This is a genomic window from Streptococcus mitis (genome assembly GCF_047462815.1).
In the GTDB taxonomy this organism is placed as follows: domain Bacteria; phylum Bacillota; class Bacilli; order Lactobacillales; family Streptococcaceae; genus Streptococcus; species Streptococcus mitis_DO.
On the sequence record NZ_JASHFB010000002.1, the window covers coordinates 20,765 to 38,613 of the forward strand.

18 protein-coding genes are annotated in these 17,849 nt (G+C 44.2%); all 18 read left to right on the forward strand.

Features of this window, described 5'->3' with window-relative positions:
* Positions 1-48: 48 nt before the first annotated feature.
* The 18 genes from QM865_RS01125 to QM865_RS01210 all read left to right on the forward strand — a co-directional run bounded on the left by QM865_RS01125 (position 49) and on the right by QM865_RS01210 (position 17,849).
* Positions 49-957: a magnesium transporter CorA family protein gene (locus QM865_RS01125; RefSeq protein WP_414305820.1), complete on the forward strand. Its 909-nt coding sequence runs from the start codon at positions 49-51 to the stop codon at positions 955-957.
* Between the two features lie 14 nt (positions 958-971).
* Positions 972-1,499, forward strand: coding sequence for a YqeG family HAD IIIA-type phosphatase (locus tag QM865_RS01130; protein ID WP_000963744.1), 528 nt, complete (start codon positions 972-974; stop codon positions 1,497-1,499).
* A gap of 2 nt (positions 1,500-1,501) precedes the next feature.
* Positions 1,502-2,608 carry a ribosome biogenesis GTPase YqeH gene (yqeH, locus tag QM865_RS01135; RefSeq protein ID WP_000391183.1) on the forward strand — a complete coding sequence of 369 codons (1,107 nt, stop codon included), beginning with the start codon at positions 1,502-1,504 and terminating at the stop codon, positions 2,606-2,608.
* Positions 2,609-2,820: 212 nt separating this feature from the next.
* Positions 2,821-3,132: a ribosome assembly RNA-binding protein YhbY gene (yhbY, locus tag QM865_RS01140; RefSeq protein ID WP_000060169.1), complete on the forward strand. Its 312-nt coding sequence runs from the start codon at positions 2,821-2,823 to the stop codon at positions 3,130-3,132.
* Between the two features lie 50 nt (positions 3,133-3,182).
* Entirely contained in the window at positions 3,183-3,812 is a 630-nt protein-coding gene (locus tag QM865_RS01145) for a nicotinate-nucleotide adenylyltransferase (protein WP_101776497.1), read from the forward strand.
* On the forward strand, positions 3,812-4,405 hold the full coding sequence (gene yqeK / locus QM865_RS01150; RefSeq protein ID WP_101776496.1) for a bis(5'-nucleosyl)-tetraphosphatase (symmetrical) YqeK: 594 nt from the start codon (positions 3,812-3,814) through the stop codon (positions 4,403-4,405). Before QM865_RS01145 ends, yqeK begins: the two co-directional genes overlap by 1 nt.
* Positions 4,406-4,759: a ribosome silencing factor gene (gene rsfS / locus QM865_RS01155; RefSeq protein WP_101776495.1), complete on the forward strand. Its 354-nt coding sequence runs from the start codon at positions 4,406-4,408 to the stop codon at positions 4,757-4,759.
* Positions 4,760-4,869: 110 nt separating this feature from the next.
* Entirely contained in the window at positions 4,870-5,610 is a 741-nt protein-coding gene (locus tag QM865_RS01160; RefSeq protein ID WP_261025268.1) for a class I SAM-dependent methyltransferase, read from the forward strand.
* 9 nt (positions 5,611-5,619) lie between these two features.
* Complete coding sequence (locus QM865_RS01165) at positions 5,620-6,717, forward strand: nucleotidyltransferase (RefSeq protein ID WP_414305821.1); 1,098 nt, start codon at positions 5,620-5,622, stop codon at positions 6,715-6,717.
* Between the two features lie 198 nt (positions 6,718-6,915).
* Entirely contained in the window at positions 6,916-8,529 is a 1,614-nt protein-coding gene (locus tag QM865_RS01170) for a ribonuclease Y (RefSeq protein WP_125458597.1), read from the forward strand.
* Positions 8,530-8,667: 138 nt separating this feature from the next.
* Positions 8,668-9,294 (forward strand): guanylate kinase, encoded by a 627-nt coding sequence (gene gmk, locus QM865_RS01175; RefSeq protein ID WP_000775041.1) that lies wholly within the window; start codon positions 8,668-8,670, stop codon positions 9,292-9,294.
* 24 nt (positions 9,295-9,318) lie between these two features.
* On the forward strand, positions 9,319-9,633 hold the full coding sequence (rpoZ, locus tag QM865_RS01180) for a DNA-directed RNA polymerase subunit omega (RefSeq protein WP_000979235.1): 315 nt from the start codon (positions 9,319-9,321) through the stop codon (positions 9,631-9,633).
* 65 nt (positions 9,634-9,698) lie between these two features.
* A complete protein-coding gene (locus tag QM865_RS01185) occupies positions 9,699-12,095 on the forward strand; it encodes a primosomal protein N' (protein ID WP_261219310.1) in 2,397 nt (798 codons plus the stop codon).
* A gap of 12 nt (positions 12,096-12,107) precedes the next feature.
* Positions 12,108-13,043 carry a methionyl-tRNA formyltransferase gene (gene fmt, locus QM865_RS01190; protein WP_414305822.1) on the forward strand — a complete coding sequence of 312 codons (936 nt, stop codon included), beginning with the start codon at positions 12,108-12,110 and terminating at the stop codon, positions 13,041-13,043.
* A complete protein-coding gene (gene rsmB, locus QM865_RS01195) occupies positions 13,036-14,349 on the forward strand; it encodes a 16S rRNA (cytosine(967)-C(5))-methyltransferase RsmB (protein WP_414305823.1) in 1,314 nt (437 codons plus the stop codon). Before fmt ends, rsmB begins: the two co-directional genes overlap by 8 nt.
* A 14-nt stretch (positions 14,350-14,363) precedes the next feature.
* A complete protein-coding gene (locus QM865_RS01200) occupies positions 14,364-15,104 on the forward strand; it encodes a Stp1/IreP family PP2C-type Ser/Thr phosphatase (protein ID WP_000406236.1) in 741 nt (246 codons plus the stop codon).
* A complete protein-coding gene (gene pknB / locus QM865_RS01205) occupies positions 15,101-17,002 on the forward strand; it encodes a Stk1 family PASTA domain-containing Ser/Thr kinase (protein ID WP_414305824.1) in 1,902 nt (633 codons plus the stop codon). The genes QM865_RS01200 and pknB overlap by 4 nt, the downstream gene beginning before the upstream one ends.
* A gap of 88 nt (positions 17,003-17,090) precedes the next feature.
* On the forward strand, positions 17,091-17,849 hold the full coding sequence (locus QM865_RS01210; RefSeq protein WP_414305825.1) for a threonine/serine exporter family protein: 759 nt from the start codon (positions 17,091-17,093) through the stop codon (positions 17,847-17,849).

Here is a 17,849-nt window from a genome sequence, read left to right on the forward strand (position 1 = left end):
TTTAGCAGATTTATGGTACAATAGAAAGAGTTTGGTAAAGGAGAGAAGATGTTTTTAGAAAAACGGTTGGGCAATGGCTGTACTTGGATTGACCTAGATTTGGACAAGTTGAAAAAACTAGAAGACCTTTCAGAAATCTACGGTTTGGACAAGGAAACCATTGAGTACGCACTGGATAGGAATGAGCGTGCCCACATGGATTATCACCGTGAAAATGGGACTGTGACCTTTATCTATAATGTCTTGAACTTGAAAAAGGACAAGGAATACTACGAAGCCTTTCCTATGACCTTTATCGTGGAACATCGTCGTCTGATTACCATTAGTAATACCAAGAATGCTTATGTCATTGAACAAATGACCCGTTATCTAGACAGTCATGACACGCTTTCGATTTACAAGTTTCTCTTTGCCAGTCTGGAAATCATCAGCAATGCCTACTACCCTGTCATCGAGCAGATGGACAAGAGTAAGGATGAGGTCAATGGCCTCTTGCGTCAGCGGACGACCAAGAAAAATCTTTTTGCCCTTTCCGACTTGGAAACCGGTATGGTTTATCTTACTGCGGCTGCCAAGCAAAATCGCATGTTACTGGAACATATTCAAGGGCATGCCCTTTATCGTAGTTTTAACGAAATTGAGAGAGAGCAGTTTGATGATGCCATGATTGAGGCTCATCAGCTGGTATCCATGACGGATTTGATTTCTCAAGTTCTCCAACAACTATCAGCATCTTACAACAACATCCTAAACAATAATCTGAATGATAATTTGACAACCTTGACTATCATTTCAGTCTTGCTAGCAGTTTTGGCAGTCGTGACAGGCTTTTTCGGGATGAATGTTCCCTTGCCTTTAACAGATGAGCCCCATGCTTGGCTCTATATTAGTTTGGCTAGTGCAGGTTTGTGGATTGTCCTATCATTGTTGCTAAGGAAAATTGCGAAAAAAAGTTAAGAAAAGGAGCCAGAATGGCGATTGAAAACTACATGCCAGATTTTGCTGTGGAAGCAGTCTATGATCTGACAGTTCCAAGTCTGCAGGCGCAGGGAATCAAGGCTGTTTTGGTCGATTTGGATAATACCCTCATTGCTTGGAACAACCCTGATGGGACACCAGAGATGAAGCAATGGCTACATGACCTTCGTGACGCGGGTATTCGCATCATCGTGGTTTCAAATAATACCAAAAAACGAGTTCAACGAGCAGTTGAGAAATTTGGGATTGATTACGTTTACTGGGCCTTGAAGCCCTTCACATTTGGGATTGACCGTGCCATGAAGGAATTTCACTACGAGAAAAATGAAGTGGTCATGGTCGGAGACCAGCTTATGACAGATATACGAGCAGCCCACCGTGCAGGCATTCGCTCAATCTTGGTCAAGCCCTTGGTACAACACGATTCTATCAAGACGCAAATTAACCGTGCTCGTGAGCGCCGTGTTATGCGAAAAATCACTGAAAAGTACGGACCGATTACATATAAAAAAGGAATTTAACTATGGAAGAAATTCTCTGTATTGGTTGTGGAGCAACCATTCAGACGACAGACAAGGCTGGTCTTGGTTTTACCCCCCAGTCGGCACTTGAAAAAGGTTTGGAGACTGGCGAAGTCTATTGCCAACGTTGTTTCCGTCTCCGCCACTACAATGAAATCACAGATGTCCAGTTGACGGACGATGATTTCCTCAAGCTTTTGCACGAGGTGGGAGACAGTGATGCCTTGGTAGTCAATGTCATTGACATCTTTGACTTTAATGGTTCTGTCATCCCAGGCTTGCCACGTTTTGTCTCGGGCAATGATGTCCTCTTAGTGGGGAATAAAAAAGATATCCTGCCCAAGTCTGTTAAACCGGGCAAGATTAGCCAGTGGCTGATGGAGCGTGCCCACGAAGAAGGTCTTCGACCAGTCGATGTCGTCTTAACTTCAGCCCAAAACAAGCATGCCATTAAGGAAGTCATTGACAAGATTGAACACTACCGTAAGGGCCGTGATGTCTATGTGGTCGGTGTAACCAACGTTGGAAAATCAACTCTTATCAATGCTATTATCCAAGAAATCACGGGTGACCAGAATGTCATTACGACTTCGCGCTTCCCAGGGACAACCTTGGACAAGATCGAGATTCCGCTTGACGACGGATCTTATATCTACGATACGCCGGGAATCATCCACCGTCACCAGATGGCCCACTACTTGACGGCCAAAAACCTCAAGTATGTCAGCCCTAAAAAGGAAATCAAGCCTAAAACCTATCAGCTCAATCCTGAACAAACCCTGTTTCTAGGTGGACTCGGACGCTTTGACTTCATTGCAGGAGAAAAGCAAGGTTTCACAGCCTTCTTTGACAATGAACTCAAATTGCACCGTACCAAGCTTGAAGGCGCTAGTGCATTTTACGACAAGCACCTCGGAACGCTTTTAACACCACCAAATAGCAAGGAAAAGGAAGATTTTCCAAAACTAGTCCAGCATGTCTTTAACATTAAGGAAAAGACAGACCTAGTTATCTCAGGCCTAGGCTGGATTCGCGTAACAGGCACCGCCAAAGTCGCCGTCTGGGCACCAGAAGGCGTCGCCGTCGTCACACGAAAAGCAATTATTTAAAACAAAATCACTGAGCGAACAAAGTGAGCTCATACAAAGATAGTTATTGCCGTGGTGTCTTGCCAATCGATAGATTGGCAAGGGGCACAATTGAGACCAAGGCTCAATTGTGAGGTCAGGAAATCCATTTTTCAAAGATGAAATCTTTGGAAAATTAGTTCCGACCGTCCCACACCACCTAAAATAACTATCAAAAAAACAAGGAAGAAATTATGTCATTAACATCAAAACAACGTGCCTTCCTCAACAGTCAGGCACACACCCTCAAACCCATCATTCAAATCGGGAAAAATGGACTTAACGACCAAATCAAAACCAGCGTCCGTCAAGCTCTTGATGCCCGCGAATTGATTAAAGTAACGCTCTTGCAAAATACAGATGAAAACATTCACGAAGTAGCTGAAATCTTAGAAGAAGAAATCGGTGTGGATACAGTCCAAAAAATTGGACGCATCTTGATTTTGTTTAAACAATCCAGCAAGAAAGAAAATCGTAAGATTTCTAAAAAAGTCAAAGAAATCTAAAAACCTACTCCAAACAACTGTTTTTACAGAGAAATAAAGGAGACTAGCCTATGGCAATCGAACTATTGACTCCCTTTACCAAGGTAGAGTTGGAGCCAGAAATCAAGGAGAAAAAACGCAAACAAGTTGGGATTTTAGGGGGGAATTTTAACCCTGTTCACAATGCCCACCTGATTGTTGCGGACCAAGTACGGCAACAGTTGGGACTGGATCAAGTTCTGCTCATGCCTGAATACCAACCTCCTCATGTAGATAAAAAGGAAACAATCCCTGAACACCATCGTCTCAAGATGCTTGAGTTGGCGATTGAGGGGATTGAAGGTCTGGACATTGAAACTATTGAGTTGGAGCGCAAGGGCATTTCTTACACCTACGACACCATGAAAATCTTGACAGAGCAACATCCTGATACGGATTATTACTTTATCATCGGGGCGGATATGGTGGACTATCTGCCTAAGTGGTATCGAATTGATGAGCTGGTAGACATGGTTCAGTTTGTAGGGGTTCAGCGCCCACGCTACAAGGCAGGGACTTCCTATCCCGTTATCTGGGTGGATGTGCCTCTCATGGATATCTCGTCCAGTATGGTGCGGAACTTCCTTGCCCAGGGACGGAAACCCAATTTTCTCCTACCTCAGCCTGTGCTAGACTACATCGAGAAGGAGGGACTCTACTGATGGCCTATCAAGACTATATCAACTGCTCTCGCGATGTTTTGTTGGAAAAAATGGCAGAGCTTCTGCCTGAAAAGCGCTTAACCCATTGCTTGGGTGTGGAGCGTGCAGCCATTGAACTAGCAGAGAGATTTGGAGTAGATGGTGAGAAGGCAGGTCTAGCAGGCCTTCTTCATGACTATGCTAAAAAGCTGTCAGATCAGGAATTTTTAGACTTGATTGACCGTTATCAGCTAGATTCCGACCTCAAAAACTGGGGCAATAATGTTTGGCATGGCATGGTTGGCATCTACAAGATTCAGGAAGATTTGAATTTGCATGATTCTGAAATTCTACGAGCCATTGAAATCCATACAGTCGGTGCTGGTCAGATGACAGATCTTGATAAGATAATCTACGTCGCAGACTATATCGAGCACAATCGTGTCTTTCCAGGAGTGGATGTAGCACGTGAGATTGCAAGTTTATCGCTCAATAAGGCGGTGGCCTATGAAACAGCTCGTACCGTAGAGCATCTAGCTCATCAGGGATTCCCCATCTATCCCCAAACCCTTGAAACCTATAACGCCTTTGTGAACTATTTGAAAGAGGACTAAATGAACGAAAAAGAATTACTAGAACTAGTCGTGAAAGCGGCTGATGAGAAACGCGCGGAGGATATCCTCGCACTTGACGTACAAGATTTGACTAGCGTGACGGACTATTTTGTTATCACTAGCTCAATGAATAGCCGTCAGTTGGATGCTATCGCTGACAATATCCGTGAAAAAGTAGCTCAAGCAGGCTTTAAAGGCAGTCATGTCGAAGGCGATGCAGCTGGAGGCTGGGTTTTGCTAGACCTAGGTGCTATCGTTGTGCATATCTTCTCAGAAGAAATGCGTGCCCACTATAACCTAGAAAAACTATGGCATGAGGCGGATTCAGTAGATATTTCAGAAGCTCTTGCTTAGAAGATGAACTCAGTTGTAGTCAACTGGGTTTCTTTGCTTATTTTAGAAGAAAATGGATAGAAAGGTGAGGGCTAGTGGTGTTTGCCATGGAGGCTCTTGGTATCATGATTATGGCAACTTATGAAACTTTTGCGGCGGTCTATGATGCAGTCATGGATGACAGTTTATATGATAAATGGACTGATTTTTCGCTGCGTCACTTGCCTAAGACCAAGGAGAGAAAGAAACTCTTGGAATTGGCTTGTGGGACAGGAATTCAATCAGTACGCTTCTCTCAGGCTGGTTTTGATGTGACTGGACTTGACTTGAGTGGGGATATGCTGGGGATTGCGGAGAAGAGAGCTGCTTCTGCAAAGCAAAAGATTGATTTTATTGAAGGCAATATGCTGGATTTGTCCAAGGCAGGTCAATATGATTTTGTCACGTGTTACTCGGACTCCATCTGCTACATGCAGGATGAAGTGGAAGTAGGAGACGTCTTTAAGGAAGTATATAATTCCCTCAACGAAGATGGTGTCTTTATCTTTGATGTGCATTCAACCTACCAGACTGATGAGGTTTTTCCAGGTTATTCCTATCATGAAAATGCGGAAGATTTCGCTATGCTCTGGGACACCTATGAGGACGAAGCTCCTCACTCCATCGTGCATGAGCTGACCTTTTTTATCAAGGAAGCGGATGGTTCCTTTAGTCGCCACGATGAAGTGCATGAGGAGCGGACTTATGAGGTTCTGACCTATGATATTTTGCTGGAACAGGCCGGTTTCAAGTCCTTCAAACTCTATGCGGACTTTGAGGACAAGGAGCCAACAGAAACTAGTACCCGTTGGTTTTTTGTGGCACAGAAGTAGGAGATTAGCATGACCATCACGGGTATTATCGCGGAGTTTAATCCTTTTCATAATGGGCATAAATACCTGCTGGATCAGGCAGAGGGTTTGAAAATCGTAGCTATGTCTGGAAATTTCATGCAACGTGGAGAACCAGCGATTATAGATAAGTGGATACGGGCCCAGATGGCGCTGGAAAATGGCGCAGATTTGGTAGTGGAATTGCCCTTTTTAGTCAGTGTTCAGGCAGCTGATTTCTTTGGTCAAGGAGCTGTGGATATCTTGGCTCGGTTGGGCATTGATACTCTGGCTTTTGGTACAGAGAAAGTTCTGGATTACCAGAAAATTGCTGACTTATACACAGAGCAAGGTACTGAGATGGAGAAATTTGTGGAAAATCTGCCTGATTCCCTCTCTTATCCACAGAAGACCCAGGCCATGTGGAAGGAATTTGCAGGTCTTGATTTTTCTGGCAATACGCCCAATCATGTTCTTGCTCTTGCTTATGCCAAGGCGGTTGCAGGACGAAACATCAGGCTGCATCCGATTCAGCGTCAGGGGGCAGGTTACCATTCTGTGGACCAGGATGTGGACTTTGCTTCGGCGACAGCCCTTCGTCAGCACCAAAGGGACAAAGATTTCTTAGAACGCTTTATGCCTTCTGTTAACCTTTTTGAGCAGGTCAGTAAGGTGAGCTGGGATGACTATTTTCCTTTGCTCCGCTATCAAATCTTGTCAAATCCAGACTTAACAACAATCCATCAGGTTAATCAAGAAATGGCTGTGCGCATTAAAGAGGCTATTAAACCAGCCCAGTCTGTTGACGAATTGGTTGAAGCGGTTGCGACCAAGCGTTATACCAAGGCGCGTGTCAGACGCCTCTTGACCTATATTTTGGTGCAGGCTAGAGAAAGTGACTTGCCAGAAGCCATCCATATTCTTGGTTTTACCGAAAAAGGCAGACAACATCTCAAGTCTCTGAAAGGGCAGGTCAATCTAGTCAGCCGAATTGGTAAAGAATCTTGGGATGTCATGACTCAAAAGGCAGACCAGATTTACCAACTGGGAAATCTAAGTATAGCAGAGCAGAATTTTGGAAGAGTGCCGATAAGAATAGAAACAAACTAAGTCTACTGCGAAGTAGGCTTTTTTCAATCTCTGCGAAACAACTGTTCCTAATTAACAAGGATTTAACAATTTTATTTAGTGATTATGACCTAAATTCCTCAAAACATATTCTATTTTAGGTTTGTGAAAATCACTTTTTTATGGTAGAATGTAAAAGAATGTATGTCATTCGGAATAACAATAAAATGAGGTAAAAACATGGAGATCATGTCGCTTACGATTGCTGTTTTTGCCGTCATCATTGGTTTAGTCATTGGATATGTCAGCATCTCAGCTAAGATGAAATCATCTCAGGAAGCTGCGGAGTTGATGCTTTTAAATGCTGAACAAGAAGCAACTAATTTACGTGGACAAGCTGAGCGTGAAGCAGATTTACTAGTTAATGAAGCCAAACGTGAAAGCAAGTCTCTTAAAAAAGAAGCACTATTGGAGGCCAAAGAAGAAGCCAGAAAATACCGTGAAGAAGTGGACGCTGAATTCAAATCAGAACGTCAAGAACTCAAACAAATCGAAAGTCGTTTGACAGAGAGAGCTACTAGCCTCGACCGTAAGGACGATAATTTGACGAGTAAAGAACAAACACTTGAACAAAAAGAACAAAGTATTTCTGATAGAGCGAAAAACCTTGATGCGCGTGAAGAGCAATTAGAGGAAGTCGAAAGACAAAAAGAAGCAGAACTAGAGCGTATCGGTGCCCTGTCTCAGGCAGAAGCACGAGATATTATCTTGGCTCAGACAGAGGAAAACTTGACCAAGGAGATTGCCAGTCGTATTCGCGAAGCTGAGCAAGAGGTCAAGGAACGTTCTGACAAAATGGCCAAGGACATTCTGGTTCAAGCTATGCAACGTATCGCTGGTGAATATGTAGCGGAGTCAACAAACTCAACAGTTCACTTACCAGATGATACTATGAAGGGACGCATTATTGGTCGTGAAGGTCGTAACATTCGTACCTTTGAAAGTTTGACAGGGGTCGATGTGATTATCGACGATACACCAGAAGTGGTGACCTTGTCAGGTTTTGACCCGATTCGTCGCGAAATTGCCCGTATGACTATGGAAATGTTGCTCAAAGATGGTCGTATTCATCCAGCTCGTATCGAAGAGTTGGTTGAGAAAAACCGTCAAGAGATTGACAATAAGATCCGTGAATACGGTGAGGCTGCTGCCTATGAGATTGGTGCGCCAAACCTTCATCCAGATTTGATGAAAATCATGGGTCGCTTGCAGTTCCGTACTTCTTATGGACAAAACGTCTTGCGTCATTCGATTGAGGTTGCTAAATTGGCTGGTATCATGGCGAGCGAGCTTGGTGAAAATGCGGCTCTTGCCCGTCGTGCTGGATTCCTTCACGATATTGGGAAAGCTATTGACCGTGAGGTTGAAGGTAGCCACGTGGAAATCGGTATGGAATTGGCACGTAAGTACAAGGAACACCCAGTTGTGGTCAATACCATTGCTAGCCACCACGGTGATGTCGAAGCCGAAAGCGTCATTGCAGTAATCGTTGCTGCAGCAGATGCCTTGAGCGCGGCGCGTCCAGGTGCTCGTAGTGAGTCTCTTGAGAGCTACATCAAACGTCTCCATGATTTGGAAGAAATTGCTAACGGCTTTGAAGGAGTGCAAACTAGCTTTGCCCTTCAAGCAGGACGTGAGATCCGCATCATGGTCAATCCAGGACAAATCAAGGACGACAAAGTCACAATCTTGGCTCATAAAGTTCGTGAGAAAATTGAAAACAATCTCGATTACCCAGGAAATATCAAGGTAACCGTGATTCGCGAGCTTCGTGCAGTAGATTATGCTAAATAAATAAGAAAGAGCAGTTGAAAAATTACTGCTTTTTTGTTACACTAGATAGAAAGACTGTAGAAGGATAGTTTGCACAAAATGCTACTATCTGAAGGGAAATCTTATTTTATTTTTACAGACTGACTAAAAGGAGACACAATGGCAGACCGAGGCTTACTAATCGTTTTTTCTGGTCCTTCAGGGGTTGGCAAAGGAACGGTTAGAAGAGAGATTTTTGAGAGTTCTGAAAACCAATTTCAATACTCTGTATCGATGACGACACGCGCACAACGTCCTGGAGAAGTGGACGGTGTTGACTATTTCTTCCGTACTCGCGAAGAGTTTGAAGAGCTGATTCGTCAAGGACAGATGTTGGAATACGCAGAATATGTCGGCAACTACTATGGAACTCCTCTGACCTACGTCAATGAAACCTTGGACAAGGGAATTGATGTTTTCCTTGAAATTGAGGTTCAGGGTGCACTTCAGGTCAAGAAAAAGGTTCCAGATGCTGTCTTTATCTTCCTGACGCCACCAGATTTGGATGAATTGCAAGATCGTTTGGTAGGACGTGGAACAGACAGTGCAGAAGTAATTGCCCAACGAATCGAAAAAGCCAAGGAAGAAATTGCCCTCATGCGTGAGTATGATTATGCGATTGTCAACGATCAGGTGCCCCTAGCTGCTGAGCGTGTCAAGCGTGTGATCGAAGCAGAGCACTTCCGTGTGGATCGTGTCATTGGTCACTATCAGGAGATGTTACCAAAATCTCCAACTACCCGATAAAATTTAGAAAATAGGTACAAGCAAATGATGTTAAAACCCTCTATTGATACCTTGCTCGACAAGGTTCCTTCAAAATATTCACTCGTAATCTTGGAAGCAAAACGTGCCCACGAATTAGAAGCAGGTGCGCCAGCAACTCAAGGCTTCAAGTCTGAAAAATCAACTCTTCGCGCTTTAGAAGAAATCGAATCAGGAAACGTAACCATTCACCCAGATCCAGAAGGAAAACGTGAAGCAGTGCGTCGCCGTATCGAAGAAGAAAAACGCCGCAAAGAAGAAGAAGAAAAGAAAATCAAAGAGCAAATCGCTAAAGAAAAAGAAGATGGTGAAAAAATTTAAGGTTGGGGGGACTCAATCTTATTTTTTCTATTGCAAGAATATACTGACAAGGAGGAGGTGAGAAGATGGCCATAGCCAAGATTATTGTAGATGTGCCCTTGATGCAGACGGACCAGCCCTATAGTTACAGGATTCCTGAGGAGTTTCTGGGAATGCTGGAAGTTGGGATGCGGGTTCATGTGCCTTTTGGTAAGGGCAATCGCCTGATTCAAGGGATTGTTCTTGGTTTGGAGTCCCAATCAGATGAAGAAGAGATGGAGCAAGATTTAAAAGATATTGCCGAGGTGCTGGATTTTTCTCCTGTTCTCACGCAAGAACAACTCTGGCTTGCTGAGGAGTTACGCAAGTCCGTCTTCTCCTACAAAATCTCCATCCTCAAGGCTATGCTGCCGGGATTTCTGAACTCCAGCTATGATAAGATTCTTTATCCTCTGGAAGGTTTGAGTCAGGAAGATCGAGAGCGTCTGTTTGGTTCAGAAGATTCGCTAGCCTTTTCTTCTCTAGATTTAGGTAAGCAAGCTGAAATGATGCGTTTGACTAGAAAAGGCTTGCTTGGTCTAGAATATCAGGCAATTGATCAAAAGAAGGTCAAGACCCAGTCTTGGTATGAGGTGAATCTTGATCGATTAAAAGGTGTCGAGATTTCTGCGCGCGCCAAGAAAAAGTTAGAACTGAGAGACTATTTGCTTTCTCATCCTGAGAGTGCTTCCTTGGCTAGTTTGTTAGAATCCTACTCACGGGAGCAAGTCAATTTCTTTGTCGAACAAGGTGCTGTGACCATAGTCCAAAAGGAAGTTCAACGCTCGGCTACTTATTTTGAAGGGATTGAAGCAAGTCAGCCTTTGGAATTGAATCCAGAGCAAAGACAGGCGCGTGATGCGGTTGTGAGTGCGATTGGCAGCCATCAACCTCCCTTCCTCCTTCAAGGGATTACAGGAAGTGGGAAGACCGAGGTTTACTTACAAATAATCCAAGGAGCTTTGGATAAGGGGAAAACAGCCATCTTGTTAGTGCCTGAGATTTCCTTGACTCCACAAATGACGGAACGTTTTATTGCACGTTTTGGGGACAAGGTGGCCATTCTTCACTCAGGCTTATCTAATGGTGAAAAGTATGATGAATGGCGCAAGGTGGAACGCGGCGATGCCCAAGTTGTGGTTGGCGCCAGATCGGCCATCTTTGCTCCGCTGAAAAATCTAGGTGTTATGATTATCGATGAAGAGCATGAAGCGACTTATAAGCAGGACAGCAATCCCCGTTACCATGCCAGAGAGGTGGCTATTTTACGGTCTCAGTATAATCAAGCAGCTCTGGTACTTGGGTCTGCAACACCGAGCTTAGAGAGCCGTGCGCGAGCTGGAAAAGGCGTCTATCAACACTTACGTCTGACCCAGCGAGCCAATCCTTTGGCTAGGATCCCTGAGGTTCAAGTGATTGATTTTCGGGACTATATCGGACAAAATGAGACGTCAAACTTTACGCCCCCTTTGCTAGAAGCTATTCAAGACCGTCTGGCTAAAAAAGAACAGGTGGTTCTCATGCTCAATCGCCGTGGCTATTCTAGCTTTGTCATGTGTCGGGAGTGTGGGACGGTGGATACTTGTCCTAACTGTGACATTTCTCTCACCTTGCACATGGATACCAAGACCATGAACTGCCATTATTGTGGTTTTTCGAAGGACATTCCTCAGGTCTGTCCTAACTGTAAGAGCCGCAGCATTCGTTACTATGGGACAGGAACTCAAAAGGCTTATGACGAGCTGACAGAACTCTTTCCTCAGGCACGTATTCTGCGGATGGATGTGGATACGACCCGCAAGAAAGGTAGTCATCAAGCTCTGCTTGACCAGTTTGGTCGAGGGGAAGCAGATATTTTACTAGGTACTCAGATGATTGCCAAGGGATTGGATTTTCCCAATGTAACCTTAGTCGGAGTGCTAAATGCGGATACAGCCTTGAATCTGCCTGATTTCCGTTCTTCTGAGAGAACCTTCCAGCTCTTGACTCAGGTGGCAGGTCGAGCAGGTCGAGCAGAAAAAGCTGGTCAGGTCTTGATTCAGTCCTATAATCCGCAGCACTATGCTATTCGATTTGCCAAGGATCAGGACTACGAAGGCTTTTATGCTTATGAAATGGGAATCAGACGACAACTTGGTTATCCACCTTACTATTTCACCATTGGCATTACCCTTTCTCATAAGAAAGAAGAAGAGGTTGTTAAACGTGCCTATGAAGTGATGAATATTTTGCGGTCAGGCTTGTCAGAGACCAGTAAGATTCTCGGGCCGACGCCAAAACCGATTGCTCGTACCCACAACCTCTATCATTACCAGATTTTGATTAAATACCGTTTAGAAGATGAGCTGGGGCCGACTCTAAATCAGGTTCTGGCCTTGACTCAAGAACGGGAAAATAGTGAGCTCCGTCTCAGCATTGACCATGAGCCACAGCAATTTTTATAAGAAGGAGAAGATATGACAAAATTAATCTTTATGGGGACTCCCGACTTTTCAGCAACAGTTTTAAAAGGACTTTTGACAGATGATCGTTACGAAATTCTAGCCGTTGTGACCCAGCCAGACCGTGCTGTCGGACGCAAAAAAGTGATCCAAGAAACCCCAGTCAAGCAGGCTGCCAAGGAAGCAGGACTACCTATCTACCAACCTGAAAAATTATCTGGAAGTCCAGAGATGGAAGCTATTATGAATTTAGGAGCGGATGGGATTGTGACCGCTGCTTTTGGGCAATTTCTTCCAAGTAAACTTCTTGATAGCATGGACTTTGCGGTCAATGTTCACGCGTCCCTCCTTCCTAAACACCGTGGTGGTGCGCCTATCCATTATGCCTTGATTCAAGGGGATGAGGAAGCTGGTGTGACAATTATGGAAATGGTTAAGGAAATGGATGCGGGGGATATGATTTCTCGTCGCAGCGTCCCTATAACAGATGAGGACAATGTTGGTACCTTATTTGAGAAATTAGCGCTAGTTGGTCGTGATTTGCTTTTGGACACTTTGACTGCCTACATTGCTGGGGAAATCAAACCTGAACCGCAAGATCCAAGTCAGGTCACTTTCTCGCCAAATATCAAGCCAGAGGAAGAAAAATTGGATTGGAATAAAAGTAATCGCCAACTCTTCAACCAAATCCGTGGCATGAACCCGTGGCCTGTTGCCCATACTTTTCTTAAGGGCGACCGCTTTAAGATTTATGAAGCACTACCAGTAGAAGGTCAGGGTAATCCGGGTGAAATCCTCTCAATTGGCAAGAAAGAATTGATTGTCGCAACGGCAGAAGGAGCTCTATCCCTCAAGCAAGTGCAGCCTGCTGGTAAACCTAAGATGGACATTGCTTCCTTCCTCAACGGAGTTGGACGTACATTGACTGTAGGAGAACGATTTGGTGACTAAAGTAGAAACGGCTAGAAGTCTAGCCCTAGCAGTATTAGAGGATGTTTTTATCAATCAAGCATACTCAAATATCGCCTTAAATAAGCATCTCAAGGGAAGTCAACTTTTGGCAGCAGACAAGGGCTTGGTGACCGAGCTGGTTTATGGAACGGTAGCCCGTAAACTGACTCTGGAATGGTACCTATCCCACTTTATCGAAGACAGAGACCAGTTAGACAGTTGGCTTTATGTCCTGCTTCTCATGAGTGCCTACCAGCTCCGCTATTTGGACAAGATTCCAGACCATGCTGTGGTCAATGAAGCAGTGGAATTGGCCAAAGTCCGTAAAAAAGGCAGTGAAAAATTGGTCAATGCCGTCCTTCGCCGTATTCTGCGTGAAGGCTGGCCAGATATTGCCAGCATCAAACGAAAAAACAAACGTGATTCCATTGCCTATTCTCTCCCAGTTTGGCTCGTGTCTAAACTTAAGGAAGAATACGGAGAGGAGCGAGCACAAGCCATCTTTGAAAGTCTCTTGGTGCGCAATAAAGCCAGCATCCGAGTAGCCGATTTAAGTCAAAAAGAAGAAATTAAAGCCTTGTTGGAGGCTAGTAATTCACCTTTGTCTGTTTCTGGTCTGGTCAAGGAACAAGGGCATTTTGCAAGCCATGATTTGTTTGCGGAGGGAGCCATTACTATCCAAGATGAGTCCAGTCAATTGGTTGCGCCGACGCTTGATCTACAAGGAAATGAGCAGGTTCTAGATGCCTGTGCGGCTCCGGGTGGGAAAACAGCCCATATTGCCTCTTATCTTACGACAGGTCAGGTTACTGCTCTGGACTTGTATGATCACAAGTTGGACTTAATCCAAGAAAATGCGGAGCGTTTAGGGGTTGCAGATCGGGTTCAAACGCAAAAATTAGATGCCAGAAAGGTGCATGAGCTTTTTGGTCAGAATTCCTTTGACAAGATTCTAGTAGATGCTCCCTGTTCAGGAATCGGTCTTTTGCGTCGAAAACCAGATATCAAATACAATAAAGAAACGGCAGATTTCGCGTCCTTACAGGAAATTCAGCTGGAAATATTAGGTAGTGTTTGTCAAACACTACGCAAAGGTGGTATAATAACTTATAGTACCTGTACTATTGTCTCAGAGGAGAATTTTCAAGTCGTTGAGGCGTTTCTAGAAAGTCATCCCGAGTTCGAGCAGGTAAAACTAGAACATGAATGTAAGGATATCATGAAAGACGGCTGTATCCTCATTACACCTGAATTGTATGGAAGTGATGGATTCTTCATCAGTCAATTTCGCAAGATATCGGATTAGGAAGGAACTGACACATGGAAATTTCATTATTAACAGATGTTGGTCAGAAACGAACAAATAACCAAGACTATGTCAATCACTATGTCAATAGAGCTGGACGTACCATGATTATTTTAGCTGATGGGATGGGGGGGCATCGCGCAGGGAATATCGCTAGTGAAATGGCGGTAACAGACCTAGGTATAGCTTGGGTTGATACCCAAATCGATACAGTCAATGAAGTGCGTGAATGGTTCGCCCATTACCTAGAAATTGAAAATCAAAAGATTCATCAACTTGGACAAGATGATGCCTATAAAGGAATGGGAACAACTCTAGAAGCTGTTGCTATTATTGGCAATCAGGCTATCTATGCCCATATTGGGGATTCTCGTATCGGTTTGATTCGTGGGGAAGAATACCACCAGTTAACGAGCGACCATTCCTTGGTCAATGAATTGCTTAAGGCAGGTCAATTGACACCAGAAGAAGCAGCCAGTCATCCACAGAAAAATATTATTACTCAGTCCATTGGTCAAAAAGATGAAGTTCAACCTGATTTTGGAATGATTACCCTTGAGCCAGGTGACTATCTCTTGCTCAATAGTGATGGTTTGACTAATATGATTTCAGGCAGTGAGATTTGTGATATTGTAACCAGTGATATTCCTTTGGCAGATAAAACAGCGACGCTCGTGCGTTTTGCTAACAATGCAGGAGGTTTAGACAACATTACGGTTGCCCTTGTTTCTATGAATGAGGAGGATGCAGAATGATCCAAATCGGCAAGATTTTTGCCGGACGCTATCGGATTGTGAAACAGATTGGCCGAGGAGGCATGGCAGATGTCTATTTGGCCAAGGATTTAATTCTAGACGGAGAAGAAGTGGCAGTGAAAGTCCTGAGGACCAACTACCAGACGGACCCGATAGCTGTAGCTCGTTTTCAGCGTGAAGCGAGAGCTATGGCAGATCTAGATCATCCTCATATCGTTCGGATAACAGATATTGGTGAGGAAGATGGTCAACAGTATCTTGCAATGGAGTATGTTGCTGGACTGGACCTTAAACGCTATATCAAGGAACACTATCCTCTTTCTAATGAAGAAGCCGTCCGTATCATGGGACAAATCCTCTTGGCTATGCGCTTAGCCCATACTCGAGGAATTGTCCATAGGGACTTGAAACCTCAAAATATCCTTTTGACACCAGATGGGACTGCCAAGGTCACAGACTTTGGGATTGCGGTCGCCTTTGCAGAGACGAGTCTGACTCAGACTAACTCTATGCTGGGCTCAGTTCATTATTTGTCACCAGAACAGGCGCGTGGTTCGAAGGCGACGGTACAGAGTGATATCTATGCCATGGGGATTATTTTCTATGAGATGCTGACAGGCCATATCCCTTACGATGGGGATAGCGCGGTGACCATTGCCCTCCAGCATTTCCAGAAACCACTGCCGTCAGTTATTGATGAAAATCCATCTGTGCCTCAGGCTTTGGAGAATGTTGTTATCAAGGCAACTGCCAAGAAATTGACAGATCGTTATCAGTCAGTTGCAGAGATGTATGTGGACTTGTCTAGTAGCTTGTCTTATAATCGTCGAAATGAACCTAAACTGGTATTTAATGATACTACTAAAGCAGATACCAAGACTCTACCAAAAGTATCACAGAGTACCTTGACCTCGATTCCTAAGGTGCAAACACAAAGTCCGAAGCCACAGACTGCGAAGCCGAGTCAGCAGGCTTCAGAAGACAATTACGCAAGCAAGCCTGTTAAGAAACGGAAATTTAGAGTTCGTTATATGATTTTGTTGGCCAGCATTGTATTGGTGGCAGCTTCTCTTGTTTGGATATTATCCAGAACTCCTGCAACCATTGCCATTCCAGATGTGGCAGGTCAGACAGTTGCGGAGGCCAAGGAAACGCTCAAGAAAGCCAATTTTGAGATTGGCGAGGAGAAATCAGAGGCTAGTGAAAAGGTGGAAGAAGGGCGGATTATCCGTACAGATCCTGAAGCTGGAAAGACTCGAAAAGAAGGTTCGAAAATCAATTTGGTTGTCTCATCAGGCAAGCAATCCTTCCAATTGAGTAACTATATCGGCCGTAAATCGACAGATGTTATCGCAGAACTCAAGCAGAAGAAGGTTCCTGAAAATCTCATCAAGATTGAGGAAGAAGAATCAAGTGAGAGTGAAGCAGGAACTGTTCTCAGACAGAGTCCAGCTGCCGGAACAACCTATGATTTGAGCAAGGCCTCAACGATTACCTTAACCGTTGCTAAGAAAGTAACCAGCGTTGCTATGCCAAGTTATATAGGATCTAGTCTCGAATTTACTAAAAATAATCTCGTTCAAATTGTCGGTATTAAAGAAGCCAATATTGAAGTTGTAGAAGTGTCGACAGCTCCCGCTGGAACTGCTGAAGGTACAGTCGTTGAACAGAGTCCAAAAGCAGGTGAAAAGGTTGATTTGACTAAGACGCGTGTCAAGATTTCAATCTACAAACCAAAAACACCGCCGTCAACGTCATCATCAGCACCATCCCAACGTGGAAACCAAGGTTCTACTACGACACCAAGTCAGGGGAACCAACAAGGAAATCAACGAGGGAATGCACCTGCTCCTACTCAATCAAGTAGTGAAGGCAACCACGAAAATTCTCGTGATTAAACGAATCTTTGTCATGATTTCATGGCAAAGATTTTTTTTGAGTCCGGATTTGTGATAGAATAGAAGGAGTTGATAAAAGGAGGAACGCATGGAAGAATCAAGAGAATTAAATGCCGTCATCGATGTGATTATGTTAGCTGGAACCATTCTTCTCAAAAGTGGCTCAGAGATTCATCGTGTAGAAGATACCATGATTCGGATCGCGCATTCACAGGGAATTGTGGATTGCAATGTTCTTGCCATGCCTGCTGCCATCTTTTTCTCCATTGAAAATACCAATATTTCGCGAATGAAACGCGTGACCTCATCTTCTTATAACATCGAAAAAGTCTGTGATGTGAACCAAATTTCTCGTCAGTTGGTAGGAGGAAATCTTGATTTAAAGACAGCCTTCAAGCAATTGAAGGCCTTGCAAGCCCAACCCCTTCCTTATACTAAGTTGCAGGTAACTTTGGCTGCAACCTTTAGTGCTCCTTTCTTTTCGATTATGTTTAGTGGAAATATCTACGACGCACTTGGGGCAGGAGTGGCTACCTTATTTGGTTTTGCCTTTTCCCTCTATGTAGAGAAGTTTATCCGAATTCCCTTTGTGACATCCTTTGCTGGAGCCTTTGTTTTTGGGATGATAGCCCAGTTTTGGGCTCGCTACACAGGCTTTCCTTCAACGGCAGATTTGATTATAGCTGGTGCGGTCATGCCGTTTGTACCAGGGATTGCCTTGACCAATGCGGTTCGTGATATTATGACCAACCACATAAACTCTGGTATGAGTAAGATGTTTGAATCCCTGCTCATTACCCTTGCTTTAGGGGCGGGAACTTCTGTCGCCTTGGTATTGATGAATTAA

Coding starts and splice junctions, on each gene's coding strand:
- QM865_RS01125 (WP_414305820.1), top strand. CDS start 49: ATGTTTTTAGAAAAACGGTTGGGCAATGGCTGTACTTGGATTGACCTA.
- fmt (WP_414305822.1), top strand. CDS start 12,108: ATGACAAAATTAATCTTTATGGGGACTCCCGACTTTTCAGCAACAGTT.
- QM865_RS01145 (WP_101776497.1), top strand. CDS start 3,183: ATGGCAATCGAACTATTGACTCCCTTTACCAAGGTAGAGTTGGAGCCA.
- yqeK (WP_101776496.1), top strand. CDS start 3,812: ATGGCCTATCAAGACTATATCAACTGCTCTCGCGATGTTTTGTTGGAA.
- gmk (WP_000775041.1), top strand. CDS start 8,668: ATGGCAGACCGAGGCTTACTAATCGTTTTTTCTGGTCCTTCAGGGGTT.
- rsfS (WP_101776495.1), top strand. CDS start 4,406: ATGAACGAAAAAGAATTACTAGAACTAGTCGTGAAAGCGGCTGATGAG.
- yqeH (WP_000391183.1), top strand. CDS start 1,502: ATGGAAGAAATTCTCTGTATTGGTTGTGGAGCAACCATTCAGACGACA.
- QM865_RS01160 (WP_261025268.1), top strand. CDS start 4,870: ATGGCAACTTATGAAACTTTTGCGGCGGTCTATGATGCAGTCATGGAT.
- QM865_RS01210 (WP_414305825.1), top strand. CDS start 17,091: ATGGAAGAATCAAGAGAATTAAATGCCGTCATCGATGTGATTATGTTA.
- rpoZ (WP_000979235.1), top strand. CDS start 9,319: ATGATGTTAAAACCCTCTATTGATACCTTGCTCGACAAGGTTCCTTCA.
- pknB (WP_414305824.1), top strand. CDS start 15,101: ATGATCCAAATCGGCAAGATTTTTGCCGGACGCTATCGGATTGTGAAA.
- QM865_RS01185 (WP_261219310.1), top strand. CDS start 9,699: ATGGCCATAGCCAAGATTATTGTAGATGTGCCCTTGATGCAGACGGAC.
- QM865_RS01165 (WP_414305821.1), top strand. CDS start 5,620: ATGACCATCACGGGTATTATCGCGGAGTTTAATCCTTTTCATAATGGG.
- yhbY (WP_000060169.1), top strand. CDS start 2,821: ATGTCATTAACATCAAAACAACGTGCCTTCCTCAACAGTCAGGCACAC.
- QM865_RS01200 (WP_000406236.1), top strand. CDS start 14,364: ATGGAAATTTCATTATTAACAGATGTTGGTCAGAAACGAACAAATAAC.
- QM865_RS01170 (WP_125458597.1), top strand. CDS start 6,916: ATGGAGATCATGTCGCTTACGATTGCTGTTTTTGCCGTCATCATTGGT.
- QM865_RS01130 (WP_000963744.1), top strand. CDS start 972: ATGGCGATTGAAAACTACATGCCAGATTTTGCTGTGGAAGCAGTCTAT.